The organism is Enterobacter sp. Taxon_2, from assembly GCF_058355295.1.
On sequence record NZ_CM178024.1, the window covers coordinates 3,469,678 to 3,494,455 of the forward strand.

Sequence of the window (24,778 nt, forward strand, 5' to 3'; positions counted from 1 at the left end):
TACCCCACCTAGAATAAAGCGGTAAGGATTGGCTGAAAAAAAGAAACAATAGAAAGAGTAAATCATACTGATAGTTCCTAGCGTCATTCCGATACTGGCTACGATCCGTGAAACAATGATAAGTATAAAATCTTTTATATTCATAAACCTCCAAAGAAGTATTCGCAGACATTATTAAACTCTTCAGGATTTATCTTTTCAATTTCACAAGCCGTCTCATAAGGCCTAACAATGTCCTCAACAAGATAATAAAAAAGATCAAAATCACCCATACTGTTTAATTTCTCATACATTACGGGGTTTCTTTCACGCAAGTACCGTGATGTATAAATAGATCTTGATGCTTCAGCACCAACTCCCAATACACCACCAGCAACAGAACCAGAAAAAAAGGCACCAACTCCTTGAGATATAATCGCCCTTCCGAGGTTAAGCCCCGTAAACTGCGAGAACATCATTTTACCCATAACACTTCCAGATATATTTCTTGAAAAATGCGAAATTTTATGTATGTCTACATGAGAAACAAAATCATCTATAAATGGTTTAATAACCTTATAAATAACCTCATCGTTAAAAGTTACTTTTTTAACCAGTGCTACTAACCGAAATTTATCATCCTGATTCTCTCTGCGGTGTTCCGTATCTATAAAATCATAGCCAAGATAGGCAAGGCTGACGGGTAAGGAAATAACACCTTTCGCCACAGCACCGATAAACCCAGACCCATCGATATGAATGGCCTCAAGCATATCTCTGGCAATCTCTTTTGCGCTGTCCATAATTGCTACCCTTTAGATAAACTAGTTAATCAAACGCCAGCACAATCCCTTCTTCGTCATCCCAGCCCAGCGTCAGGCTGTGTGGCTTCTGCTTCGCGGGCATGTGCGTGAGCAGCTGCTGGCTCAGCACCGGCAGGATTTGCTGGTTCAGCAGGCTGTCAACGTTGCGTGCGCCGGTGTCCGGCAGCAGACAGGCGGCAGTCAGGGCGTCATACAGGCTCTCATCAATGTGCGTGGACAGGCCGTAGTGTCGATGCAGGCGCTTGCTAACCTGTAACAGCTTCATTTCCACGATGGTACGCATGGCCGCTTCCGCCAGTGGACGGTAAATGACGGTCTGGAAGCGGGCCAGCAACGCGGGCTGGAAGTGGTCACGCAGGATCGGACGCAGCAGCTCGTGGAGATCGCCTTCGCTGGCCTCCGGCTGTTCGTCGATCAACTGCATCAGGCGATCGCTGCCGAGGTTAGAGGTCATCAGAATAACCGTGTTACGGAAGTCGATTTCACGCCCTTCGCCGTCGCGCATAAAGCCGCGATCAAAGACCTGGTAGAACAGGTTCATCACGTCGCGGTGGGCTTTTTCGACTTCATCGAGCAAAACCACACTGTACGGTCGCTTGCGCACGGCTTCGGTCAGGATCCCCCCCTGACCATAACCGACGTAACCCGGAGGCGAGCCCTTTAGCTGGGAAACCGTATGCGGCTCCTGGTATTCTGAGAGGTTAATCGTAATAAGTGACTTCTCGCCGCCGTACATGACATCGGCCAGCGCAAGCGCGGTTTCGGTTTTCCCCACCCCGCTCGGTCCCACCAGCAGGAATACGCCCTGCGGGCCATTCTCGGAGGTGAGACCCGTTTTTGCCGCACGCAAACGCTGGGCGATGGCCTCGAGTGCTACATCCTGCCCGACCACACGTTTACCCATTTCATTTTCCAGGGTCAGCAGTTCGATCTGCTCATCTTTCATCAGCGATGACAGCGGAACGCCTGTCCAGTCAGCAATCACGTTGGCAACGGTGCGCACGTCCACATCCAGCGAGAGCAGCGGGTTGCTGTGCTGCATGCCGTTCAGTTCCTGCTGCAGCACGTGCGTCTCGCTCTGACGGGAGATGTCCTGGCGGCTTTCCAGCAGTTGTTCGGTGAGTTTCAGTTCCTGCCCGTATTGAGTTTCAAGCTCGTCGAGAGCAACGATAAGATCGTTCTCTTCCTGCTCAATGACGGTCAGGCGTTCACCATGGCTCTGATTGCCGACAGCAATATCTTCCAGCAGTGCCTGCTTCTCCATTTCAAGAGAGGTAATCTGCGAGCGAATGCAGGTCAGCTGTTCCGGCACCGTGTCGAGGCTCATCCGGACGCGCGCTGCGGCGGTGTCGAGCAGATCAACCGCCTTGTCCGGCAGCTGGCGGCCCGTCAGATAGCGGCGGGAAAGCGTAACAGCAGCGCGCACCGCATCGTCGGTAATGTGCACGTGATGGTGCTCGGCGTAACGAGATTTCAGACCACGGAGCATCAGACAGGCTGTGTCGTCGTCAGGCTCATCGACTTTTACCATCTGGAAACGACGCTCCAGGGCCGCGTCGCGTTCGAAGTACTGCTTGTACTCGCTCCAGGTAGTGGCCGCAATAGTACGCAGTTCGCCACGCGCCAGCGCCGGTTTCAGCAGGTTCGCTGCATCGGCGCCCCCCGCCTGGTTGCCCGCGCCGATGATGGTATGCGCTTCATCAATAAATAGCAGGACCGGGGACGGGGATTGCTGCACCGCATCGATGACGTTTTTCAGCCGCTGTTCGAACTCGCCTTTCACGCCTGCACCGGCCTGCAGCAGGCCCAGGTCAAGGGTACGCAGAGTGACCGTTTTCAGTGATTCAGGCACATTACCCTCAGCAATACGCAATGCCAGACCTTCAACCAGTGCGGTTTTCCCCACGCCCGGCTCGCCGACCAGAATCGGGTTGTTTTTGCGGCGACGAGAGAGGATATCCACCATCTGACGGATTTCTGTGTCACGGCCAAACACAGGGTCGATCTTCCCTTCCTTCGCTTTGGCGGTGACATCGAGGGTGAATTTATCCAGCGTGTTCTGCAGCGCAGGGCTCAGTTCCCCCTCTTTCATTTCCACACCAGCCGGACGCCCGACAAACTCCACCTCACCACCGTGGTTCTGTGCCAGCTCGGCTTCGCGCTGCATTTCCGGACGCTCATCCGATTGCGCATCCAGCAAAGGTCGCAGGCGCTCCAGCTGGCTTTGAGCAAGCGTTAATAACGGCCAAAGGCCGTCACAACGTGCCAGTTTTGGTTTTTCCACCAGGGCCATCAGCAGATGGACGCTGCGAATGTGCTCTTCGCCATTGAGTGAGGCAAGTAGCCAGGCTTGCTGCATCAGAGTCTGGATGTCATCAGAGAGCTGGGGCCGATGGCGCACGGATCGAGGTTGTCTGTCGAGCCAGCCAAGTAAATCCTGCCAGATGCCATCCATATCCCATTCATAGCGACGCGCCAACACCGTCAGGTCACCTTCCCCTTGCTCCAGCAGCTTCAGCAGCCAGTGCTCCGGCAGAATTTCGGCATGGGCACGGGTCTGACAGAGCGAAGCTGCGCCTTCCATCGCTCGGGCACAGTAAGGGTTCAGACGACGTAACAGGATGGCTGGATTTTCCATGAGATTCTCTCTTTGTCGGTTCCTGGACACGCTACCGCCCCTCGCTGTTCACCAAAGCGCATAAGGTCAGGCAGGCAGATTGTTTTTTCTTTGCTGAGTGTCCGCATCTCAGGCACTCAGCAAAAACTGCGGACAGGAAACCTGCCCGCATCAGGATTACGCCGTGGCGCGTTCGTTCCAGGAATCGGAATGAATGATGTTGCCGTCTTTGTAGGTCCAGGTGATTTTTTCGTAACGCAGTTCAACGCGTTCAAGGTGGTTGTGCTTCTCTTTAGAAGGATCCTTGATGTCATACATTTCAGGATTCACTTTCACTACCTTCACGTTTTCCAGTTTGGTGTTGAAGTACTCCACTTCCTGGCCCGCGTCGTTGATTTTGTACCACTTGAATTCAGCAGATTTCAGGGTCTGACCGGTGGTCACCGCCTTGTACAGATACGGGCTGGAAGAATCGATTTCCTTCGTGAACAGGAACGGCGTGTGGATGCGGGTGCCGGTCAGCTTGCCGGTGTTGTTGTCGGTTGGGATGTACAGGTTATGCTCCTGTGCAACCACTTCGATGCTGCCTTCACGATCCTGAACGTCAACAGACCCTTTGATGTCCGCGCCGCCGTCGTCCTTCAGCCAAAGATAAACAGGAATTGCCATGGAATTACTCTCCATTGTGTAGTGAAGCGCCATCATCCTGCGATGGCGCCGGGTGTTTGCCGGGTATCTGACAGGCATTCGCCTGCGGTACCAGACTGATTTCGACACGGCGGTTGAGCGCACGCCCTTCCAGGGTGTCGTTGGTTGCGACAGGACGGCTTTCGCCATAGCCCTGCACCGCAAAACAGCTTTCGGGCACGTCGCCCGTGTCCCTCATCCAGTTGCGCACCGCTTCGGCGCGTTTCAGAGACAGCGTCTGGTTCAGCTGCGGATTGCCGGTGTTATCGGTATGCCCAGACACGACAATCAGCCAGCCCGGTTTCGCTTTGATGCCAACCAGTGAATTCACCAGCATCCTGGTGGAACCCGCATTCAGCACGGACTTGCCGGAATCAAACAGCGACATGCTGTCGAGGCGAATGGTTTTCGGTCCCTGGATGATTTTCTTAATGACCGGTGGAGGCGGTGGCGGAGGTGCCCAGTCGCTGAGAGCGGCCTCAACGTGCGGAACCAGGCGCAGCCCCTGATATAGTCCCAGGCGATAACGTAGTGGTTCCCCACGACGCAGCCAGTCGTCGAGCAACGCACTATCAGCCCGCAGGCGCTGCTGCGCATGCAGTTTCGGTTCAACAGGCTTACCGCTCAGTTGGTGATACAGTGCAAGATGATCGCCAACGTTACGGATGAGGCGCTGGTTGTTCATCCAGGACGCCAGCATCGCCAACGCAAGGAAAATGCCCCCGAGTAGCCCGGCATAACCCCAGAATACCTTCCGACGGCTAATACCATGTCGGCGTGGTAACGCTGGCAGAAGCAGTTCAGGTAGCGGCAGTGGCTCTGTGGTCACGGCCGCATCCGGTGGCAGAGCCGTCAAAGAGGTAACGTGCTGTTGCCAGAGATTGCCCGCGATACCGTTCACTCGCACCATGCACATGCCCTGCACACAGGGCTTCATCACGGGTAACTCACCCCGCTGTACCGACAACAAGTCATTCACCGCGCTTTTCTGCCAGGCAAGCAGACTGTCCAGCCACAGTGCCTGACTCAGACGGGAAAAACGTCCGTCTGACCCAGTATCCCGGGCCCACTCCGTCAGTGACACATTGCCCTGACCAGGCTGATAGACCTGAATACCGCTCCGCTGGCTTACCGTGGTAAACCAGACAGGCTCGGCTTCCGCATACGCCGCCGGTGGTGAAACCCAGGTTACGGTCCACAATGGAGGGAGCGTGTCGAATGCCGCACGACACTGGACGACAGCACGCTGCCAGCCCCGAAGAGACTGGGTAAAATCATCGCTGGATATGTGCTGCTCAGGCACAACCGCCAGCATGACCGAGATTTGCGACACCAGAGCCGGGCGCACCAAACTCAGGTGCTGCGCAAAGAGCGGTAGTTGCTCTGCATCCTTTACCCACAGATACCAGCCCTGCCGGGTTTCCCGGTGACGGGTTCCGGACACAAAGAGTGGAGCGTTATCACCACAGACAAAGATAACTGCCCCCTGAAAATCTTCCGGCGGCAGGCTTTCATCCACGATCTCACGAACAGCGGTTGCCCTCGCCAGAGAACCCCGACGCTGGCACCAGAAAATAACTCCGGCCGCCAGAGCAACCAGAAGACCGAGTGCTACACGGCTGCCCGTGGACAGTGGCCAGAATCCCAGAACGAGCCACAGCGCCAGAATGGCACCCAGGGCAGTTAACAGACTTCGGTACATATCCCGCATCGCTTACCCCGGCCTGACGATCTGGCTTACCAGTTCGGTAAGCGAAGACGAAAGGAAGAACCAGAGCGCTGCCAGGGCGACAGCGGCCACAACCCAGCTCAGCCAGTACCAGCGACGGCCGCTGCGCAGACGCGATGCGCGGGCAACAATGGGGGCATCTTGTGCCAATGTGAAGGCGGGCACCCGCTCTGCGAGAACGCGAATAATATCTTCCCTACGCTCATCATCCTGAGCGCGATACTGTCCCACGAACCCCAGTTGCAGAGCCCGGTACATACAGGTCAGGACGGCGGTATCAGGGGCTGTTTCTTTCAGCAGGTTACGGATCCTTTCCCACAGCTCTTCACCTGCGTTGAGGGTACCAAAGAAGTGTGCCTGCAGCGGGTCACGGCGCCAGGTCAGGTAGCCAGCATCGGTGGTTCCCCGGTTCATCACGCTCTCATCAAGCAGTGCACACAGGGTATACACCATATGGTCACGGCTGATGTCGCTGTAACCAGCCTCAGTGAGCGCCGCTTTCGCCTCTTGCACCAGACGGCAGGCCCTCCGGTATAGCCCTTCCCCGTCACGGACTTCCTGACCGCCCCGTATCTGGCTGGCCATCAGCCAGCCCGGATAGAAAATACGTTCTATCTGGCTGAGTTCAGATTTATTCATGTACGCAGCACCGCAAAGAGTTCGAGATCAACATCCCCCAGCGAGCGCGGGGTATAGAAGGTGCAACAGCCCATCTCAAGCATGGCGCGAGCCGCCTCACTGCTCAGATCCAGCGAGAAATACTGATTCTCAAGGCGCAACGGGATAGCGGCCGGAACATGCGTCAAAGGCTTAATCAGCATCCCACTCAGCGCTACATTCACCACATCCGAAACATCATCAAAGCTGCCCGCTTTACACAACTGCGGGAATTTTGTCTGAAGCTCATGGTTCGGCATGGAAGAACGTACTGAGAGGTAGAAGTCCGCCCCTTCGCGCAGACGCGCGTCGTGCAGGGCACCTTTCCAGATCTGGTCCTGATGCTCGAGGTGGATTCTTACGACCCGCGACGGCAGGCTCGCTTCAAGGAGCTTGTCCAGCAATGCCAGCAAAGGCGGGAATACCCGTTCCGGTACATCGTGCTGATAAGCAGGAATGTCCCCGGCGTCATGTTCCAGTGAGAATGTCAGCAGGCTGCCGGCAAGACGAGTCAGTTCGCGGTACAGGAGTTCCGGGTGACGATCGGGCGTCTGCAGAAGTTCCGTTAACACCGGCTCGGCGCTGTTCAGCGCATTCAGCAGCCAGAACAGGGAGACATCCGCGACAGCAAAGTCTGCCATCCGCTCATTGCTTTCACGGCGCATAGCCATCAGGCGACGGCGGCGGGCCTGCAGACGAACCAGCAGGCCACCCAGTTCGGTGGCCAGCGACGGGCTTGCAGAAAGGGAAAGCATCGGCGGAATGAAAGCCGGGTCCCGGCTCCACTGCCCCTGAGTATTACGCACCAGGCGGGTCACCGGACAGGTCAGGTATGCTGTATTTTCCTGGCTGGACAAACGCAGGGTCAGCGCATGACGCAAAATGGCCAACTCTCCGCTTTCATACCCAGCCAGTTCCTGCACCACCACACGTTCGGCTTTCCAGCGACGCGGGCGTTCACTGTCCTGTCCGTTATCGAGGTTGCCACCACTGGCGCTCAGCAGCGGCAATGCGGCAACCACCTCAACAACCTCTGAGCCGTTTGCGGCAGACAAATCACAGACCGGCGGAATATTATCCGCCAGATCCGTATCAACAATCGTGCCATCCTGGAAACTTACGACCAGACGGATGGCATTCAGACGCGAGAGCGCAAGTGCAGCATCATCAAATTCTGCCGCAACCACGCCCCAGGGATGAGAAATACCCATCCGGGCGACCATGCCGGCAACGTGCTCACTCCAGCGGACCTGCTGCTGGAACTGTTGCGGGGCCAGAGTGGCCCCATCCTCCCAAAGTGGGCGGTAAATTTTCATCCCTGATCACCCCTCGCCTTACGATTTCGCTTTCGGCATCTGGGAAACCAGCGACAGGTTTACGTCCATCCCTTCCACCTGGAAGTGCGGAATCGCATACAACTTCACGCGGAAGAAGCCCGGGTTATCCTCAATATCTTCCACCACCACTTTTGCATCACGCAGCGGATGAGATGCCTGCAGTTCGTCTCCCGGATCGGTCATTTCGGTCACCAGACTGCGGACCCAGGTGTTCAGCTCCAGCTCCAGAAGTCGGCGATCCTTGGTGGTACCGATGTTCTCGCGCTGAATCAGCTTCAGGTAGTGGGCAATACGCGACAGCAGGAAGATGTACGGCAGGCGGGCATTGATGCGGCTGTTAGCCGTTGCATCTGCGGTATCATACAGCGCCGGTTTCTGGGCGGAGTTGGCTGAGAAGAAGCAGGCGTAGTCGCGGTTTTTATAGTAGGACAACGGAATAAAGCCCAGATTCGCGAACTCGAACTCACGCGTTTCAGGGATCATGACCTCAGACGGGATTTTTACCTGATTGCCGGTACCCAGGTCATAAAGATGGATAGGCAGATCCTGAACCGCACCGCCGGCCTGTGGGCCACGGATTTGTACGCACCAGCCATTATTGATAAAGCTACGCACCATGTTGGACGCGAAGGCAAACGACGCATTCGTCCACAGGTATTTGTCGTGATCCGGACCTTTGACTTCTTCAACATAGTTAAAGCTGCGAACCGGAACGGTATCCGGGCCGTACGGTAAACGTCCCAATACGCGCGGCATCACCAGACCGATGTAGCGAGCGTCGTCCGTATCGCGGAACGATTTCCACTTGATGTACTCTGCGCGGTCAAAATAGTTACCAATATCTTTAATCGCCGCGACGTCTTCCATTGACTCCTTGAGGAAGAATTTTGGGCCTGCCGAGCCGATAAACGGCATATGTGCAGCTGCGGATACTTTAGAGATGTTGCGCAGCAGAGCGACATCCTGAGCTGAAGCATCGAACTCATAAGCGGAAATCAGCGCCGCAATCGGCTCGCCGCCCGGGGTATCATATTCATCAATATAGGCGTGTTTATACAGACCACTCTGGATGATTTCCGGGCTGTCTTCAAAGTCCTGGCGCAGGTCTTCTTTAGACATGCTCAGAAGCTCAATTTTCACGTTCTGGCGAAAATCTGTTTTATCAACCAGCGACTTCACGCCGCGCCACAGGCTCTCAACCGCCTGAAACTCTTCATGGTGCATAACGGCGTCGAGCTGGCGGCTTATCTGGTAATCGAGCTCAGCGATGTGGTGATCGATCAGGCTTTTATCCAGTTTTTCGACTTTCGAGCCTGCCTTGGTCAGGCATTCCAGAAAGACCTGCATACCTGCGGTCAGACGCTCGTCAGCGGTCGCATCCGACATCGCCTGCGCATCTTGCCAGATATCCAGCGCGCTCAGCTCGGAGACAGGGTTCAGATTGATTTTCTCAAACAGTGAGGCGTATACCCCACCCGCACCAGGGCGTTCCAGCACCACGCTTTCCCCGCCAGCAGTATTATTTTGTACAGACATGAGCATTCCTTGATTAATCCGTTAAAACAGCATGATGGTTAAGGTTTTTTTGAAGCCAGTGCGGATAGTTCATTTCGCAACTCAGCACTAAGTGACTGGTCAAGAACGATTTTCTCCAGCTCTTTTCGGAAAGTCTGGTTATCCAGCAGGTTGGCTTTCAGATCGCGGAGCAAGTTGCGCATCGCCAGCATCGCCTTCAGCTGTGGAATTTGGGCTGCCACCTGCTCTGGCGTGAAATCTTTCATGCTCTGGAAAGTCAGCTGAATGTTGTCCTCACCACCATCGTCAGACAGCGTATTTTTAACGGCCAGATTAACTTTTGGGGAATATTCGGAAAGAACGCTATCAAAATTATTTTTCGTGATGTTAACTTTTTCACGCTCAGATATTGAAGAAGACTCCCGCCCATTACTGAAATCACCTGTAACCAGTAATTTCAATGGCAATTCCATTTTCTTGCTTGCCCCGCCAGTATGCAGATCAAGCTTCAGGTTAATACGTGCCTTAGGCACCTCATTCTGAAAACTGTCAGCCATCTCATCACCCCTTTTTGTTTTGCTATACCAACTTCACGGTATCGTTCTTGATGCGCAATAATAGAATAATGATCGAATCAAAATCAAATACACAGATCTTTTATCTGAGATAAGAAATTTCTTAAGAATTTTCCACTAAAACATTATGGCGAATTACTCTGCAATCTCAGAAAAAGACACTGCTTTTGGTATGCAAACCGAATATTTGTATCGAAAAAATGATCGCATACAGATAGGCACCAGGAAAAATACGTTATATTGATTTGCATCAAAATGTTGAGGCCAAAAATCATGAATTGAGGGCAATATATTATTGCAGCACGATAAAAACAGAATGCTTTTCAATAATGGATACAAACTGAATTATTGGTTGCATAAATAATACATGAGAATTTTCACATGGAATTTTCCTATTCGCGAATGTGGAAGCGACAAATAAACTTCACAAGTGCGTAATCGGTCACGAATAAGTACGCTGCTCTTTTATCCACACACCCTCATCAGAAGATGCTCTCTCTTCCCGGATAGGGCAGACGGCATACTCTTGCATGCGAGTGATTATAAAATCTGTAAAATCAAGCACCTTCCAAACTGCCGCTTTTTTAATCAAAAACGAGTAATAGCACATATCGTATAACGGTGCTACATTACGCCGCCCGCCCAAATCAGCAGTGGCCAGGCAACGCCGTAAAGTTCGGTAAAGCCTGCAACCATCACCTTGAAGAACGGTCTTATCGGCACGTCGTATCGCAAACTCTGCGCTACCTTTACAGGCTTCACATAGGTTTTACTATTTTGTCTCAATCCAAATTTCAACGCGCGTTTTTACACCCGCGTTACTGGTTTACATGGTTTGGTCTTGGCGTACTCTGGCTGCTGGTTCAACTTCCGTACCCTGTTCTGCGTTTACTGGGATCGAAACTGGGCAGCGCTTCCCGCGTTTTCCTGAAACGTCGCGAATCCATCGCGCGTAAAAATCTTGAGCTTTGTTTTCCGCAGTACAATGCTGATGAGCGCGAGAAACTCATCGCTGAAAACTTCAAATCCATCGGCATGGCGCTGCTTGAAACCGGCATGGCCTGGTTCTGGCCGGATGAGCGTGTCCGCAAGTGGTTTGACGTGGAAGGCCTGGATAATCTTAAGCGCGCGCAGATGCAAAAACGCGGCGTGATGGTCGTTGGCGTTCACTTTATGTCGCTGGAGCTGGGCGGCCGCGTGATGGGGCTTTGTCAGCCAATGATGGCAACCTACAGACCGCACAACAGTGCGCTGATGGAGTGGGTACAGACGCGAGGCCGCATGCGTTCCAATAAGGCGATGATCAGCCGTAATAACCTGCGCGGTATGGTCGGTGCTCTGAAGAAAGGTGAAGCCGTCTGGTTTGCACCCGATCAGGATTATGGACGTAAAGGCAGCAGCTTTGCGCCATTCTTTGCCGTTAAAGACGTTGCGACGACTAACGGCACCTTTGTTATTTCGCGTCTGTCGGGCGCCTCCATGCTGACCGTAACGATGGTGAGAAAAGCAGATAAGTCAGGCTATCGTCTGCACATCTCCCCTGAAATGGCTAACTATCCGGAAAACGAGTGCGAAGCCGCAGCGTTTATCAATAAAGTCATCGAAACTGAAATCATGCGTGCGCCAGAGCAGTATCTGTGGATGCATCGCCGTTTCAAAACCCGCCCTCTTGGCGAAGCCTCGCTCTATATTTAAGTCTTTCAGGAAGGTTAGTTTCGCTAAGAAACTAACCTTTTCAATCACCTGTCATCCCGTTGAGAAGCCCTCTTTCATTGCTTCGCCCAAAGTGAATTTATTACGATGCGAAATTAAACTGTCGCCGTTCCACGACACTCGTAAGTGACGGAAATTATTTAAAAAAATGCCTCTTGTCACCCCTCATTTTTAGGCGTACATTAGCGCCGTCTGGCAACAGGAAAGCACAGAATTCTGAACTGGAGTTAACGGCGTAACGGGAAAATTCTCATTTCCGTTTTGACCGGATTTCAGTTCTCTATAATCAGGTGGACTCTGTTTTTAAATGCGTACCACAAGATACGCGGAGCGATGAAACGTGAAATATTTCTTTATGGGCATTTCGGTGATTGTTTTAGTCTGGGCCGGAACCTTTGCCCTGATGATCTAGTGAAGAACATGCAGTCAAAAAAACAGGAGCCATCGGCTCCTGTTTTTTTATGTCATGACGACGCGGGATGTTCAGCGACGCTCTTTGAAGTGAGAAGACCGTCGGCCCGGAACATACTCTTGATGCCCCTCACCGCCTGACGGATACGATCGCTGTTTTCAATCAGGGCAAATCGCACATGGGTGTCGCCGTAATCACCAAAGCCAATGCCCGGTGACACACACACCTTCGCATCCTGCAGCAGCTTTTTGGCAAACTCCAGCGATCCCATCGCCGCGTACGGCTCCGGAATTTTCGCCCAGACGTACATGGACGCCTTCGGCATTTCCACCATCCAGCCCGCTTCATGCAAGCCCTTTACCAGCACGTCACGGCGGCGCTTATACTGGGCGGCAATCTCGTGAACGCACTGCTGGTCGCCTTCCAGGGCAGCGATAGCCGCGACCTGTAGCGGCGTGAAGGTACCGTAGTCGTGGTAACTCTTAATGCGCGCCAGGGCACTCACCAGCGTTTTGTTACCCACCATAAAGCCAATACGCCAGCCCGCCATGTTGTAGCTTTTTGACAGCGTAAAGAACTCTACCGCCACGTCACGCGCCCCCGAGACCTGCATAATGGAAGGGGCTTTCCAGCCGTCATAGACGATGTCAGCGTAGGCTAAATCATGAACCACCAGCACGTCATAACGTTTAGCCAGGGCGACGACTTTCTCGAAGAAATCGAGCTCCACGCACTGGGCCGTTGGGTTCGACGGGAAACCGAGGATCATCATCTTCGGTTTCGGATAACTTTCGCGAATCGCACGCTCAAGTTCGTTAAAGAAATCGACACCTTCCACCAGCGGAACGGAACGGACCTGCGCCCCGGCAATCACCGCGCCGTAGATGTGGATCGGATAGCTTGGATTAGGCACCAGCACCGTATCGCCATGATCCAGCGTGGCCAGCATCAGGTGTGCCAGCCCCTCTTTCGAGCCGATGGTGACAATCGCTTCACTTTCCGGATCGATATCAACCTGATAGCGATCCTGATACCAGCGCGAGATCGCGCGACGCAATCTGGGAATACCGCGAGAGGTCGAGTAGCCGTGCGTATCCGGACGCTGGGCAACCGTGCAGAGCTTTTCAACGATATGCGGCGGCGTTGGGCCGTCAGGGTTACCCATGCTGAAATCAATGATATCTTCGCCGCGCCGACGCGCAGCCATTTTCAGTTCAGCAGTGATATTGAAAACATAAGGGGGGAGACGATCGATACGCGTAAAACGGCGTTCAGGACTGAATTCAGCCATAGATTCCTCAGATTAACGTTAGCGCCCGGACCGTCCGAGCGACGCTGCCACCGATGTGGCATGCTTAGAAAATAACCTGAAAAAAATCATGCTGTCGAGAGGGAAATGAAAAAAAAGCGATCGCCTGAAAACCGGAACCCGGCAGTGCCAAAAGCGGAAGCCCCTGTTTCAGGGTTGGCTTTCTGATAGCCGTTATTTAACAGGATGATATCAAAACAGTTACCTGACGATGCGCTGGCTATAAAAAATCAGGCCGTGTCCGTTACCGCCGGACAATCCCCTTTAAGAATTATGGTTTTTCCTCATTTGATAAACCTGACGGATAGCTGGTCAATACGCGCCAGGTTTTTTATCATGGTTCTTTCCCGTTTTCCCAGGTCTACTCGTGCACGAAATATTCACTATGCTGCTGGCGGTTTTTGACCGTGCGGCATTAATGCTGATTTGCCTGTTCTTCCTCATCCGCATTCGCCTGTTTCGCGAGCTGTTGCACAAATCCGCCCACTCGCCAAAAGAGCTGCTGGCCGTTACCGCCATCTTTTCGCTGTTCGCCCTGTTCAGCACCTGGTCAGGCGTGCCGGTAGAGGGCTCGCTGGTTAACGTGCGCATTATCGCCGTGATGTCCGGCGGAATTTTGTTTGGCCCGTGGGTGGGCGTTATCACCGGCGTGATTGCCGGAACCCATCGCTACCTGATTGATATCGGCGGCGTAACGGCGGTGCCGTGCTTTATTACCAGCATTATCGCCGGGGTGCTCTCCGGCTGGATCAGCCGCAAAATCCCGAAAAAACAGCGCTGGCGCGCCGGGATCGTCGCAGGCATGGTGTGCGAAACGCTGACTATGATCCTGGTCGTCGTCTGGGCCCCCACCACCGCGCTGGGGCTGGATATCGTCTCGAAAATCGGGATTCCGATGATCCTGGGCAGCGTGTGCATCGGTTTTATCGTGCTGCTGGTGCAAAGCGTTGAAGGGGAAAAAGAGGCCAGCGCCGCCCGTCAGGCCAAGCTGGCGCTGGATATCGCCAACAAAACGCTGCCGCTTTTCCGCCACGTTAACGCGGAATCGTTGCGTCAGGTCTGCGAGATTATCCGCCACGACATCCACGCAGACGCCGTCGCCATCACCAATATTGACCACGTGCTGGCCTACGTTGGCGTCGGGGAACACAACTATCGCGATAATGATGACACCATCAGCCCGACCACCAGACAGGCGATCAATTACGGTAAAATCATTATTAAAAACAATGACGAAGCCCACAGAACGCCGGAAATCCACTCCATGCTGGTGATCCCGCTGTGGGAGAAAGGCGTCGTGACGGGCACGCTGAAAATTTATTACTGTCACGCGCATCAGATCACCTCCTCCCTGCAGGAGATGGCGATTGGCCTGTCGCAGATTATCTCCACTCAGCTGGAAGTCTCCCGTGCAGAACAGCTGCGTGAGATGGCAAATAAGGCAGAGCTGCGCGCGCTGCAGAGCAAAATCAATCCCCATTTCCTGTTTAACGCGCTGAACGCGATCTCCTCGTCCATTCGTCTTAATCCGGACACCGCGCGCCAGCTGATTTTTAACCTGTCCCGCTATCTGCGCTACAACATCGAGCTGAAAGATGACGAGCAGATCGACATCAAAAAAGAGCTGTATCAGATCAAGGATTACATCGCCATTGAACAGGCGCGCTTTGGTGACAAGCTCACGGTCATTTACGATATTGATGAAGAGGTCAACTGCGTGATCCCGAGCCTGCTTATCCAGCCGCTGGTCGAAAACGCGATTGTTCACGGCATTCAGCCCTGTAAAGGCAAAGGAGTGGTCACCATCAGCATCACCGAAAGCGGTAACCGGGTACGCATTGCCGTGCGCGATACCGGCCACGGGATTGACCCAAAAGTCATTGAGCGCGTGGAGTCTAACGAGATGCCCGGGAATAAAATCGGCCTGCTGAACGTGCACCACCGGGTCAAGCTGCTTTACGGCGACGGACTGCATATTCAGCGTCTTGAGCCGGGCACCGAAATTGCTTTTTACGTCCCGAATGAGCGTTCTACCGTTCATTCGACAACATCACTGTTGCCCCAGGTGGAGTAACCCATGAAAGTTATCATCGTAGAAGATGAATTCCTGGCTCAACAGGAACTCACCTGGCTTATCAACACCCACAGCCAGATGGAGATTGTGGGTACGTTTGATGATGGTCTGGACGTGCTGAAGTTTTTGCAGCATAACCGGGTCGACGCCATCTTCCTGGATATCAACATTCCGTCGCTGGATGGCGTATTGCTGGCGCAAAACATCAATCAGTTTGCCCATAAGCCGTTTATTGTTTTCGTTACCGCATGGAAAGAGCACGCCGTAGAGGCCTTCGAGCTGGAGGCGTTTGACTATATCCTTAAGCCTTACCAGGAGTCGCGGATTGTCAGCATGCTGCAAAAGCTGGAGGCCGCATGGCAGCAGCAGACCGCCCCCGCTAGCGCCACCCCAACGGTACGGGAAAACGACACCATTAATCTGGTCAAAGATGAGCGCATCATCGTGACGCCGGTCAATGATATCTACTATGCCGAAGCCCATGAAAAGATGACGTTTGTCTATACGCGGCGGGAATCTTACGTGGTGGCGATGAACATCACCGAGTTTTGCAGCAAGCTGCCTGCGTCGCACTTTTTCCGCTGCCACCGGTCGTTCTGCGTGAATTTAAACAAGATCCGCGAAATCGAACCCTGGTTTAACAACACCTACATTTTGCGTCTGAAGGATCTGGATTTTCAGGTGCCGGTGAGCCGCAGCAAGGTGAAAGAGTTCCGACAGCTGATGCACCTGTAAAGAAAAAGCCCTCTCCCGTAGGAGAGGGCCATGCATCAGAGAATTTGACCGAGAACCTGACGCAGGTGGGCACCCGACCCCAGCAGGCCAGGGTTATCATGCACGATCAGATAAACCGGAATGTCCTGCACGTAGCTTCTGAAACGCCCTTTATCTTCAAACCCGCCGCGGAAGCCCGAGGCTTTGAAGAAGTCGAGGAAGCGCGGCACAATTCCGCCTGCGATATAAACGCCCCCGAAGGTGCCCAGCGTCAGCGCCAGGTTGCCGCCGAAGCGTCCCATAATCACGCAAAACAGCGACAGGGCACGACGGCAATCAATGCAACTGTCCGCCAGCGCGCGTTCGGTGACGTCTTTCGGCTGCAGGTTTTCCGGCAGACGACCGTCAGATTTCACAATCGCACGGTACAGGTTCACCAGCCCCGGACCCGAAAGGACACGCTCGGCGGAGACGTGGCCGATCTCAGCGCGTAATTCTTCAAGGATAATGCCCTCTTCTTCGCTGTTTGGCGCAAAGTCTACGTGGCCGCCTTCACCCGGCAGGCTCACCCAGCGCTGAGCAACGTGCACCAGATGTGAAACGCCCAGGCCGGTACCGGCCCCGTAAACCGCAATCGGCTTACCTTCGACAGGTTCAGTGCCGCCAAACTGGATCAGATGCTCCGGCTTCAGCATCGGGATCGCCATGGACACCGCGGTGAAGTCATTGATGATTTCAAGATGCGCAAAGCCGAGGTTTTTTTTCATCTCGGCGATGGAGAATGCCCAGGTATGGTTGGTCATTGCGACCCAGTCGCCGGTTATCGGGCAGGCAATGGCGATGCAGCCATCTTCAACGCTAACCTGATGCTCGTCCAGATAGACGCGGACAACGGCCTCAAGGCTTGGATAATCCAGCCCTGAGTAGGTTTTCGCCCGGGAAATTTCACCGCTACTTACATCGCATAATGCGAGGCGCGCGTTTGTGCCGCCCACATCACCTACCAAAGCATACTTTGTCATTCTTCTACTGCTCCGCTAAAGTCAGAATAAATCTTTGGGACACTGTAAATTCAAGGCGTGATAACAACAACGGCCGTAAGGTGAATGCCCATGGATTATCGATCTTCGTCACAGAATAACTTTACCGTTTCAGCACCTTTTGCACTATTGCCATAAAGCTTAATGTGCAAAGTAACGTAATACCGTTTTGTACAAGGAAATCATCATGCTCCACCCGCGAGCCAGAACCATGCTGTTGCTGGCCATTCCGGCGCTAATCATTGGCGTGGTTTCAAGCCTGGTGCTCATTGTCGTGATGAAAGTCGCGTCGGTGCTGCAAACACTATTATGGAACGCACTTCCTGCAGGACTGGGCGTCACCGCTGACTCCCCTGCCTGGATCGTTGTGATGCTAACGTTGACCGGTATTGCGGTGGGCCTGGTGATCCGTTTCAGTCCTGGCCATGCTGGACCAGACCCGGCACAGGAACCGCTGATTGGTGCCCCGGTTTCTCCTTCAGCACTGCCGGGGCTGATTATCGCGTTGATTCTCGGTCTGGCCGGTGGCGTCAGCCTGGGACCAGAGCATCCGATTATGGCGGTCAACATTAGCCTGGCGGTTTTCCTCGGTTCACGCATTTTGCCCCGCGTCGGCGCGCTGGACTGGACCATTCTCGCCTCCGCAGGCACCATCGGGGCGCTTTTCGGTACACCCGTCGCTGCCGCACTGATCTTTTCGCAGACGCTCAGCAGCAATAACGACGTCCCCCTTTGGGATAAACTCTTTGCGCCGCTGATGGCCGCCGCCGCCGGGGCGTTGACCACCAGCCTGTTTTTCCATCCCCATTTTTCACTCTCACTCCCCCACTACGGCCAGATGCAAATCGCCGATATCTTCAGCGGCGCCATCGTCGTCGCTATCGCCATTGCGCTGGGGATGGTGGCGGTATGGTGCCTTCCACGTCTGCACCGGCTAATGCATAAACTCAAACACCCGGTGTTAATTCTGGGGGCCGGCGGTTTGATCCTCGGTATTTTAGGGGCAATCGGTGGGCCGGTGACGCTGTTTAAAGGTCTGGACGAGATGCAGCAGCTGGCCTTCAGCCAGGTATTTAGCGTCTCCGACTATCTGCTGTTTGCCGTAATCAAGCTGGCAGCGCTGGTGGTGGCGGCCGCCTGCGGTTTCCGCGGTGGACGCATCTTCCCGGCGGTCTTTGTCGGCGTCGCGCTGGGGCTGATGCTGCACGAACATGTCGATGCGGTGCCGGCGGCGATTACCGTCTCCTGCTCTATTCTGGGACTGGTTCTGGTAGTCACGCGCGACGCGTGGCTCAGCCTGTTCATGGCGGCGGTAGTCGTACCGGATTCGACGCTTTTCCCTCTGCTTTGTATCGTGATGTTGCCCGCCTGGCTCCTGCTGGCGGGCAAACCGATGATGATGGTCTGGCGAAACGACAAGTAGTCAGGCGTTATTGCGCGCTTCCAGCGCTTTGGTAAGCGCCCCCAGCAGCGGTGGGATATCTGCTTTCGGCAGCATCACCTCAATCAGCGAGAGCCGCTCGTGGTGCGCCACTTTTTCAAGGACGTCCGCCAGCTGCTCCGCTTCACTGACCCGCCAGCACTCGGCCTGAGGCTCAAGGCTCAGTGCCTGCGGGATTTGCGTCCAGTTCCATAGCGCAATGTCGTTATACCGCTGCTCAGGCCCGTGGATCGCCCTTTCTACCGTGTACCCTTCGTTGTTCAGAACCAGAATGATGGGGTGCTGTTTATCCCGCAGCATCGAGCCTAGCTCCTGAATAGTGAGCTGCGCCGCGCCATCCCCCGTCAGCACAATCACGCGCCGGTTCGGGCAGGCCGTTTGCGCGCCAAATGCCGCCGCCAGCGTATAGCCGATCGATCCCCACAGCGGCTGGACGATAAAATTCACGTCAGCCGGCAGACGAAGGTCGATCGCGCCGAAGGCCGAGGTGCCCTGATCCGCAAGAATGATGTCTCCCGGGCGGATAAACGTCTGCAACGTTTTCCAGAAATTCTCCTGCGTCAGCGAGCCATCCGGCTGCGGGTAGGCCATCGCGCTTTGAGAGGCCGGTACCGGCGTATCGTGCACGTGCTGTTTACACAGCTCCACCAGCGTTTCGATTGCCTGAAGCATGGGGATGCCGGTAAACCAGATATCACCGACGCGTGAGGCGTGAGGCTGAACTTCTATCGTTTGAGCCGGGGTAAGCTGATGCGTGAAGCCGGCGGTCAGGGTATCGGTAAATCGCGTGCCGATGCACAGCACGGTATCCGCCCCTTCAATCGCCTCTTTTACCGCGCCTGCGCTCGCCGAACCGCTGTACGTGCCGTAAAAACCGGCGTGACGCTCGTCAAATATGCCTTTACCCATCAGCATGGTGGCGTGCGCCATCGGCACGTCCTTGACCCATTTCTGTAGCGCATGCTTCAGGCCATGGCGCAGGACAAGGAAATCGGCCAGCAGCGCAGTACGCTTGCTCCTGGCAAGCCTGTTCTCTGCGGCATCCCGGAACGCTTTCAGGCAGGCGTTATCGGCATGCGAGTGCCGGAGCGTGAGAGCGTTTACAGGCGGTGTGGCGGCCTTTTTAGCCACGTCGGCGGGCAGCATCAGATAGCCGGGACGACGTTCCCGGAGCATGGTCGTTAATACCCGGTCGATTTCATAACAGGCGTTTTGTTCGGTCAGGATCGCCTGTGCAGCGGTGATCGGTTCGCTCATATGGTAAAAATGACGAAACTCACCGTCGCCCAGCGTATGGTGCAGCAGCTCACCTCTTTGCTGTGACGCCGTACCCGGCGCACCCACAATATGCAAGACCGGAACGTGCTCGGCGTAGCTGCCCGCAATGCCGTTCATGGCGCTTAACTCTCCTACGCCAAATGTCGTCAGCAGCGCGGCGAAGCCCTTACATCGGGCATATCCGTCAGCGGCGTAAGAGGCGTTTAATTCGTTGGCACAGCCCACCCAACAGATATCCGGGCTGTCTATCACATGGTCGAGAAACTGCAGGTTATAGTCGCCCGGCACGCCAAACAGATGATCGGCTCCACAATCTGTAAGACGGTCCAGCAGGTAATCGGCGACGCAGTATGGGGTACGCATAAACAGGTATCCTTCTAATGTTTTGACCTCACCTTGAGTATTAAATAAGCGTGATGGCTGTCCAGAATTGGCGATAAGAAGACCATGGAAAGAATGCTTTACAAAAAAGGCTGCGCTATGCTGCTTTTTTTCACGTAAATGTAAACGCATACACTGATTTTTTACTTCAGCGCCAGAGGTTACGAAAATGGGTTATCAGCCGGATAAAAATCGTTACGGGACAATGGAGTATCGCCGCTGCGGGCAAAGCGGGCTCAGGTTGCCCGCCATCTCGCTTGGGCTGTGGCATAATTTTGGTGACACCACCCTTATCGAAAACAGCCGTCAACTTTTACAGCGTGCGTTCGATCTGGGCATTACGCATTTCGACCTTGCCAACAACTATGGCCCGCCTCCCGGATCGGCCGAACGTAATTTCGGCCGTATTTTGCAGGAGGATTTCCTGCCCTGGCGCGATGAGCTGATCGTCTCTACCAAAGCGGGTTATACCATGTGGGAGGGGCCTTACGGCGACTGGGGATCACGCAAATATCTGCTGGCAAGCCTCGATCAAAGCCTGAAGCGCATGGGGCTGGAGTATGTGGATATCTTCTATCATCACCGGCCAGATCCGGAAACGCCGCTGCAGGAAACCATGAAAGCGCTTGACCATGTGGTGCGCCAGGGAAAAGCTCTGTATGTCGGGTTATCCAACTACCCGGCTGTTCTGGCTCGCCAGGCGATTGATATTCTTAATGACCTCGGTACGCCCTGCCTGATCCACCAACCGAAATACTCCCTCTTTGAACGTGCGCCGGAAGCGGGACTGCTGAACGTGCTGCAGGAAAAAGGGGTTGGCTGTATTCCCTTCTCGCCGCTGGCCGGCGGGCAACTGACCAACCGCTATCTGAACGGCATTCCGGCAGACTCACGCGCGGCAAGCGGCAGTAAGTTCCTTAACCCTGACCAGATAACCGAAGAGAAGCTGGAGAAGGTTAGAAAGCTGAATGCCATTGCGGAAGAGCGCGGCCAGAAGCTGTCCCAGATGGCGCTGGCCTGGGTATTACGCCATGAGAATGTGACGTCAGTACTGATTGGGGCAAGTAAAGCGTCGCAGATTGATGACGCCGTGGGCATGCTGGCAAACCGCCATTTCTCTGCGGAAGAACTGTCCCGTATAGAAGGCATTCTGAACAGCTCAAAATAGAACCACTTTTAGCAAAAAGTGCTCTCCCTCAGGAATTCGGAGTTGAGGCGATGAAACGAGGCTTTACCAACTCGTAAAATTGCGTTAACAGGCCCCACAAAGGCCCCGATCGTGAAGGAGAAAGAGTATGTTCAGGTCACTGATTCTTGCAGCGGTATTACTGGCTTCAGCCCCGCTGATCGCCACTGCGGGCGAAATCACCCTGTTGCCATCAGTAAAATTACAAATTGGCGATCGTGATGACTACGGCAGATACTGGGACGGTGGCTACTGGCGCGACCGTGACTACTGGAACCGTCACTATGAGTGGCGCGGAGACCGCTGGTGGAAACATGATAACGGCAGACACCGCGGCTGGTATAAAGACAGCGCCTACGAGCGCGGCTACCGTGAAGGGTGGAACGATCGTGATGACCGTCGCGGCGGCTGGGGTCGCGGCAAAGGTCACGGACATGGCCACCACGGTCATGACGACTAACAGCAAAAAGGAGCCTCACGGCTCCTTTTTCTTTTAGAGTCCCAACGCTGTACCAATCAGCAGCCACAGGTTCAGCGCCACCACCACCACGACGATGGCCCACCCGGTCCGTTTCACCAGCGTTGAGTTGACCAGTTCGCCCATCAGGGTTTTATCGCTGGTAAAGATCAGCAGCGGCACCAGCGCCAGTGCGATGCCAAAGCTTAGCAGCACCTGGCTCATGACCAGAATTCGCGTTGGGTCGAGCCCCATCAGAATCACCACAAATGACGGCAGCATGGTGACGGAGCGACGCACCCACAGCGGAATATGGAACCGGACAAACCCCTGCATCACCACCTGGCCTGCCAGCGTGCCCACCACCGTGGAAGAAAGACCGGCAGCCACCAGGCTAAGACCAAATATCGTGGCGGCAGCATGGCTCAGTAGCGGCTCCAGCGTGAGATACGCCTGGTCGAGATCGGCAATACCGGTGTGACCGTTAAAGTGGAAAGCGGCAGCTGCGGTAGCCATCATCGCCAGATTGACAAACCCGGCGATGGTCATGGCGATCGCCACGTCCCATTTGGTGGCGGAGTAACGCTCTTTGCGCGTCCCACCGTGGAGATGCTGCGTCAGCGAGGAGTGCAGGTAAATCACATGCGGCATGATGGTCGCCCCCAATACCCCGGCGGCCAGGAACACCGCTTCCGAGGTTGGCAGGCTTGGGATCGCCATCCCTTTAGCGAGCTGCGCCAGATTCGGCTGTGAGAAAATCAGCTCGACGATATAGGCCGCCGCGACAAACAGCAGCAGACCGCCAATGACCTTCTCCAGCGGCTTTTGACCCCGACGCTGTAGCATCAGGATCAGGAACGTGGCAATCCCGGTGAGTACCGCCCCCTGCAACAGCGACACGCCCAGAATCAGCTTAAAGCCGATCGCTGCGCCGATAAACTCAGCGAGGTCAGTGGCCATAGCGATGATTTCCGCCTGGATCCAGTAGAGCCAGACGGCCAGACGCGGATAATGGTCGCGAATTTGCTCCGCCAGGTTTTTGCCCGTGGCAATCCCCAGCTTTGCAGAGAGCATCTGAATCAGCATCGCCATCAGGTTAGCCCAGACGACCACCCACAGCAGCTTATAGCCGAAGCTGGCCCCGGCCTGAATATTGGTCGCAAAGTTACCTGGATCGATATAGCCAATGGCAGCGATGAACGCAGGTCCCATTAATGCGAACCGCAACTTGCGCGCGGCTCTGCCACTGCTACCCTCTACGCGACTGTTTGTCATTTCTGCCTCTGAAATATAGCCTTTGCTATGTTTAATGCTATCAAAATGAGAATGATTATCAAGTTCATTTGTGAAGTTTACAGTGATTTCTCTGATAGCTTTGAACGATAGACGGGCGGGTAAGTGGGGCGATCTAACAGAAACTGAAATCGCGCGCGCTTTTGTGAAGACTAGCACACAAACTTAACTTTTCACTCATTTACCTAACATAACAAAAATGTATTGTGGATCACTATTTTTGAGACTCGTCACAGGATGTAACTATAGTGTGTCCTCGATCTCGTTTTCTTTTCGCTTGTTACATAGAATGTGCACGAAAATTAAACCTGCCTCATATTTGGAGCAAATATGGACCGCGTCCTTCATTTTGTCCTGGCACTTGTTGTCGTTACTGCACTCGCATTGCTGGTCAGCACAGACCGCAAAAAAATTCGTATCCGTTATGTTGTCCAGCTGCTGGTCATTGAAGTTTTACTTGCGTGGTTCTTCCTGAACTCCAACGTAGGCCTCGGCTTCGTAAAAGGCTTCTCCGAAATGTTCGAAAAACTGCTCGGATTCGCCAATGAAGGGACCAACTTTGTCTTCGGTAAAATGAACGACGAAGGTCTGGCGTTCTTCTTCCTGAAGGTTCTCTGCCCAATCGTTTTCATCTCCGCACTGATCGGTATTCTGCAGCACATCCGCGTTCTGCCGTTCATTATTCGTGGAATTGGCTTCCTGTTATCCAAAGTGAACGGCATGGGCAAGCTGGAATCCTTTAACGCCGTCAGTTCCCTGATCCTCGGTCAGTCTGAGAACTTCATCGCGTATAAAGATATTCTCGGCAAAATGTCCCGTAACCGCATGTACACCATGGCGGCAACCGCAATGTCTACCGTTTCCATGTCTATCGTGGGCGCCTATATGACCATGCTGGAGCCAAAGTATGTTGTTGCGGCGCTGGTTCTGAACATGTTTAGCACCTTTATCGTTCTGTCGCTGATCAACCCGTACCGCGTTGACGCCAGCGAAGAGAACATCCAGATGTCAAACCTGCACGAAGGCCAGAGCTTCTTCGAAATGCTGGGTGAGTACATTCTGGCCGGTTTCAAAGTGGCGATTATCGTTGCCGCCATGCTGATCGGCTTCATTGCGCTGATTTCTGGCCTGAACGCCCTGTTCGCCGCGGTGCTGGGTATCTCCTTCCAGGGGATTCTGGGCTACATCTTCTACCCAGTTGCATGGGTGATGGGTGTTCCGGCTCACGAAGCGCTGCAGGTGGGCAGTATCATGGCAACCAAGCTGGTTTCTAACGAATTCGTTGCGATGATGGATCTGCAGAAAATTGCCAGCACGCTTTCTCCGCGCGCGGAAGGCATTCTCTCCGTGTTCCTGGTCTCCTTCGCTAACTTCTCGTCAATCGGGATTATCGCGGGTGCGATTAAAGGCCTGAACGAAGAACAGGGTAACGTGGTTTCTCGCTTTGGCCTGAAGCTGGTTTACGGCTCTACGCTGGTGAGCGTCCTGTCTGCTTCTATCGCAGCACTGGTACTGTAACGTTTATCGTTAAACAAAAAACCGGGAGCCTGGCTCCCGGTT

General features: G+C 54.2%; 21 protein-coding genes. 8 read left to right on the forward strand and 13 right to left on the reverse strand.

The genetic code is table 11. From position 1 onward, the window contains the following. Positions 1-140: 140 nt before the first annotated feature. The 9 genes from AC4IC4_RS16450 to AC4IC4_RS16490 form a co-directional block, all read right to left on the reverse strand. Complete coding sequence (locus tag AC4IC4_RS16450) at positions 141-782, reverse strand: hypothetical protein (RefSeq protein ID WP_491471528.1); 642 nt, start codon at positions 780-782, stop codon at positions 141-143. Positions 783-807: 25 nt separating this feature from the next. Continuing rightward, positions 808-3,441, reverse strand: coding sequence for a type VI secretion system ATPase TssH (gene tssH / locus AC4IC4_RS16455; RefSeq protein WP_491471529.1), 2,634 nt, complete (start codon positions 3,439-3,441; stop codon positions 808-810). 156 nt (positions 3,442-3,597) lie between these two features. After that, positions 3,598-4,089: a type VI secretion system effector Hcp gene (gene hcp / locus AC4IC4_RS16460; RefSeq protein WP_023325816.1), complete on the reverse strand. Its 492-nt coding sequence runs from the start codon at positions 4,087-4,089 to the stop codon at positions 3,598-3,600. A gap of 4 nt (positions 4,090-4,093) precedes the next feature. Continuing rightward, positions 4,094-5,818: an OmpA family protein gene (locus AC4IC4_RS16465; protein ID WP_491471530.1), complete on the reverse strand. Its 1,725-nt coding sequence runs from the start codon at positions 5,816-5,818 to the stop codon at positions 4,094-4,096. Between the two features lie 3 nt (positions 5,819-5,821). Continuing rightward, positions 5,822-6,475, reverse strand: a complete 654-nt coding sequence (gene tssL / locus AC4IC4_RS16470) for a type VI secretion system protein TssL, short form (RefSeq protein WP_491471531.1) — start codon at positions 6,473-6,475, stop codon at positions 5,822-5,824. Next, on the reverse strand, positions 6,472-7,809 hold the full coding sequence (tssK, locus tag AC4IC4_RS16475; protein ID WP_491471532.1) for a type VI secretion system baseplate subunit TssK: 1,338 nt from the start codon (positions 7,807-7,809) through the stop codon (positions 6,472-6,474). The genes tssL and tssK overlap by 4 nt, the downstream gene beginning before the upstream one ends. A gap of 18 nt (positions 7,810-7,827) precedes the next feature. Then, positions 7,828-9,372, reverse strand: coding sequence for a type VI secretion system contractile sheath large subunit (gene tssC / locus AC4IC4_RS16480; RefSeq protein ID WP_491471533.1), 1,545 nt, complete (start codon positions 9,370-9,372; stop codon positions 7,828-7,830). A gap of 32 nt (positions 9,373-9,404) precedes the next feature. After that, complete coding sequence (gene tssB, locus AC4IC4_RS16485) at positions 9,405-9,902, reverse strand: type VI secretion system contractile sheath small subunit (protein WP_090420038.1); 498 nt, start codon at positions 9,900-9,902, stop codon at positions 9,405-9,407. 642 nt (positions 9,903-10,544) lie between these two features. Next, positions 10,545-10,682, reverse strand: a complete 138-nt coding sequence (locus AC4IC4_RS16490) for a hypothetical protein (RefSeq protein ID WP_159427010.1) — start codon at positions 10,680-10,682, stop codon at positions 10,545-10,547. 12 nt (positions 10,683-10,694) lie between these two features. Between AC4IC4_RS16490 and lpxP the strand changes: the two genes are divergently transcribed. Together lpxP and ypdK are read left to right on the forward strand one after the other, a co-directional pair. Continuing rightward, entirely contained in the window at positions 10,695-11,615 is a 921-nt protein-coding gene (lpxP, locus tag AC4IC4_RS16495; RefSeq protein WP_148770492.1) for a kdo(2)-lipid IV(A) palmitoleoyltransferase, read from the forward strand. A gap of 358 nt (positions 11,616-11,973) precedes the next feature. Next, positions 11,974-12,045, forward strand: a complete 72-nt coding sequence (ypdK, locus tag AC4IC4_RS16500; RefSeq protein WP_099458937.1) for a membrane protein YpdK — start codon at positions 11,974-11,976, stop codon at positions 12,043-12,045. 52 nt (positions 12,046-12,097) lie between these two features. Here the strand turns inward: ypdK and alaC are convergent, their stop codons facing one another. Continuing rightward, positions 12,098-13,336: an alanine transaminase gene (gene alaC / locus AC4IC4_RS16505; protein ID WP_491471534.1), complete on the reverse strand. Its 1,239-nt coding sequence runs from the start codon at positions 13,334-13,336 to the stop codon at positions 12,098-12,100. A gap of 385 nt (positions 13,337-13,721) precedes the next feature. Between alaC and AC4IC4_RS16510 the strand changes: the two genes are divergently transcribed. Continuing rightward, positions 13,722-15,428, forward strand: coding sequence for a LytS/YhcK type 5TM receptor domain-containing protein (locus AC4IC4_RS16510; RefSeq protein WP_491471535.1), 1,707 nt, complete (start codon positions 13,722-13,724; stop codon positions 15,426-15,428). A gap of 3 nt (positions 15,429-15,431) precedes the next feature. After that, entirely contained in the window at positions 15,432-16,163 is a 732-nt protein-coding gene (locus AC4IC4_RS16515) for a LytR/AlgR family response regulator transcription factor (protein WP_491471536.1), read from the forward strand. Positions 16,164-16,198: 35 nt separating this feature from the next. Here the strand turns inward: AC4IC4_RS16515 and glk are convergent, their stop codons facing one another. After that, on the reverse strand, positions 16,199-17,164 hold the full coding sequence (gene glk / locus AC4IC4_RS16520; protein ID WP_491471537.1) for a glucokinase: 966 nt from the start codon (positions 17,162-17,164) through the stop codon (positions 16,199-16,201). A 205-nt stretch (positions 17,165-17,369) separates the two neighbouring features. Here glk and AC4IC4_RS16525 point away from each other — a divergent pair, with 205 nt between their 5' ends. After that, positions 17,370-18,605 (forward strand): ion channel protein, encoded by a 1,236-nt coding sequence (locus tag AC4IC4_RS16525; RefSeq protein ID WP_491471538.1) that lies wholly within the window; start codon positions 17,370-17,372, stop codon positions 18,603-18,605. Here the strand turns inward: AC4IC4_RS16525 and ipdC are convergent, their stop codons facing one another. Continuing rightward, the gene (gene ipdC / locus AC4IC4_RS16530) at positions 18,606-20,264 is read right to left on the reverse strand and encodes an indolepyruvate decarboxylase (RefSeq protein WP_491471539.1); all 1,659 of its coding nucleotides are present in this window, start codon (positions 20,262-20,264) and stop codon (positions 18,606-18,608) included. It lies immediately after the preceding gene. A gap of 187 nt (positions 20,265-20,451) precedes the next feature. Between ipdC and mgrA the strand changes: the two genes are divergently transcribed. Next, positions 20,452-21,450, forward strand: coding sequence for an L-glyceraldehyde 3-phosphate reductase (mgrA, locus tag AC4IC4_RS16535; protein ID WP_248272506.1), 999 nt, complete (start codon positions 20,452-20,454; stop codon positions 21,448-21,450). 127 nt (positions 21,451-21,577) lie between these two features. Next, positions 21,578-21,928 (forward strand): DUF2502 domain-containing protein, encoded by a 351-nt coding sequence (locus AC4IC4_RS16540; protein WP_024907627.1) that lies wholly within the window; start codon positions 21,578-21,580, stop codon positions 21,926-21,928. Positions 21,929-21,961: 33 nt separating this feature from the next. Here the strand turns inward: AC4IC4_RS16540 and AC4IC4_RS16545 are convergent, their stop codons facing one another. Then, the gene (locus AC4IC4_RS16545; RefSeq protein ID WP_491471540.1) at positions 21,962-23,200 is read right to left on the reverse strand and encodes an Nramp family divalent metal transporter; all 1,239 of its coding nucleotides are present in this window, start codon (positions 23,198-23,200) and stop codon (positions 21,962-21,964) included. Positions 23,201-23,548: 348 nt separating this feature from the next. On the opposite strand from AC4IC4_RS16545, the gene AC4IC4_RS16550 reads away from it, so the two are divergent. Continuing rightward, positions 23,549-24,736 (forward strand): NupC/NupG family nucleoside CNT transporter, encoded by a 1,188-nt coding sequence (locus AC4IC4_RS16550; RefSeq protein WP_024907625.1) that lies wholly within the window; start codon positions 23,549-23,551, stop codon positions 24,734-24,736. Positions 24,737-24,778: the final 42 nt, after the last annotated feature.

What these genes read in the sequence shown, in the direction of transcription:
- alaC (WP_491471534.1), bottom strand. Translation starts at nt 13,336, where the DNA reads ATGGCTGAATTCAGTCCTGAACGCCGTTTTACGCGTATCGATCGTCTC.
- ipdC (WP_491471539.1), bottom strand. Translation starts at nt 20,264, where the DNA reads ATGCGTACCCCATACTGCGTCGCCGATTACCTGCTGGACCGTCTTACA.
- AC4IC4_RS16545 (WP_491471540.1), bottom strand. Translation starts at nt 23,200, where the DNA reads ATGACAAACAGTCGCGTAGAGGGTAGCAGTGGCAGAGCCGCGCGCAAG.
- AC4IC4_RS16540 (WP_024907627.1), top strand. Translation starts at nt 21,578, where the DNA reads ATGTTCAGGTCACTGATTCTTGCAGCGGTATTACTGGCTTCAGCCCCG.
- tssC (WP_491471533.1), bottom strand. Translation starts at nt 9,372, where the DNA reads ATGCTCATGTCTGTACAAAATAATACTGCTGGCGGGGAAAGCGTGGTG.
- tssL (WP_491471531.1), bottom strand. Translation starts at nt 6,475, where the DNA reads ATGAATAAATCTGAACTCAGCCAGATAGAACGTATTTTCTATCCGGGC.
- AC4IC4_RS16550 (WP_024907625.1), top strand. Translation starts at nt 23,549, where the DNA reads ATGGACCGCGTCCTTCATTTTGTCCTGGCACTTGTTGTCGTTACTGCA.
- AC4IC4_RS16465 (WP_491471530.1), bottom strand. Translation starts at nt 5,818, where the DNA reads ATGCGGGATATGTACCGAAGTCTGTTAACTGCCCTGGGTGCCATTCTG.
- glk (WP_491471537.1), bottom strand. Translation starts at nt 17,164, where the DNA reads ATGACAAAGTATGCTTTGGTAGGTGATGTGGGCGGCACAAACGCGCGC.
- tssH (WP_491471529.1), bottom strand. Translation starts at nt 3,441, where the DNA reads ATGGAAAATCCAGCCATCCTGTTACGTCGTCTGAACCCTTACTGTGCC.
- mgrA (WP_248272506.1), top strand. Translation starts at nt 20,452, where the DNA reads ATGGGTTATCAGCCGGATAAAAATCGTTACGGGACAATGGAGTATCGC.
- tssK (WP_491471532.1), bottom strand. Translation starts at nt 7,809, where the DNA reads ATGAAAATTTACCGCCCACTTTGGGAGGATGGGGCCACTCTGGCCCCG.
- AC4IC4_RS16515 (WP_491471536.1), top strand. Translation starts at nt 15,432, where the DNA reads ATGAAAGTTATCATCGTAGAAGATGAATTCCTGGCTCAACAGGAACTC.
- AC4IC4_RS16450 (WP_491471528.1), bottom strand. Translation starts at nt 782, where the DNA reads ATGGACAGCGCAAAAGAGATTGCCAGAGATATGCTTGAGGCCATTCAT.
- tssB (WP_090420038.1), bottom strand. Translation starts at nt 9,902, where the DNA reads ATGGCTGACAGTTTTCAGAATGAGGTGCCTAAGGCACGTATTAACCTG.
- hcp (WP_023325816.1), bottom strand. Translation starts at nt 4,089, where the DNA reads ATGGCAATTCCTGTTTATCTTTGGCTGAAGGACGACGGCGGCGCGGAC.
- AC4IC4_RS16525 (WP_491471538.1), top strand. Translation starts at nt 17,370, where the DNA reads ATGCTCCACCCGCGAGCCAGAACCATGCTGTTGCTGGCCATTCCGGCG.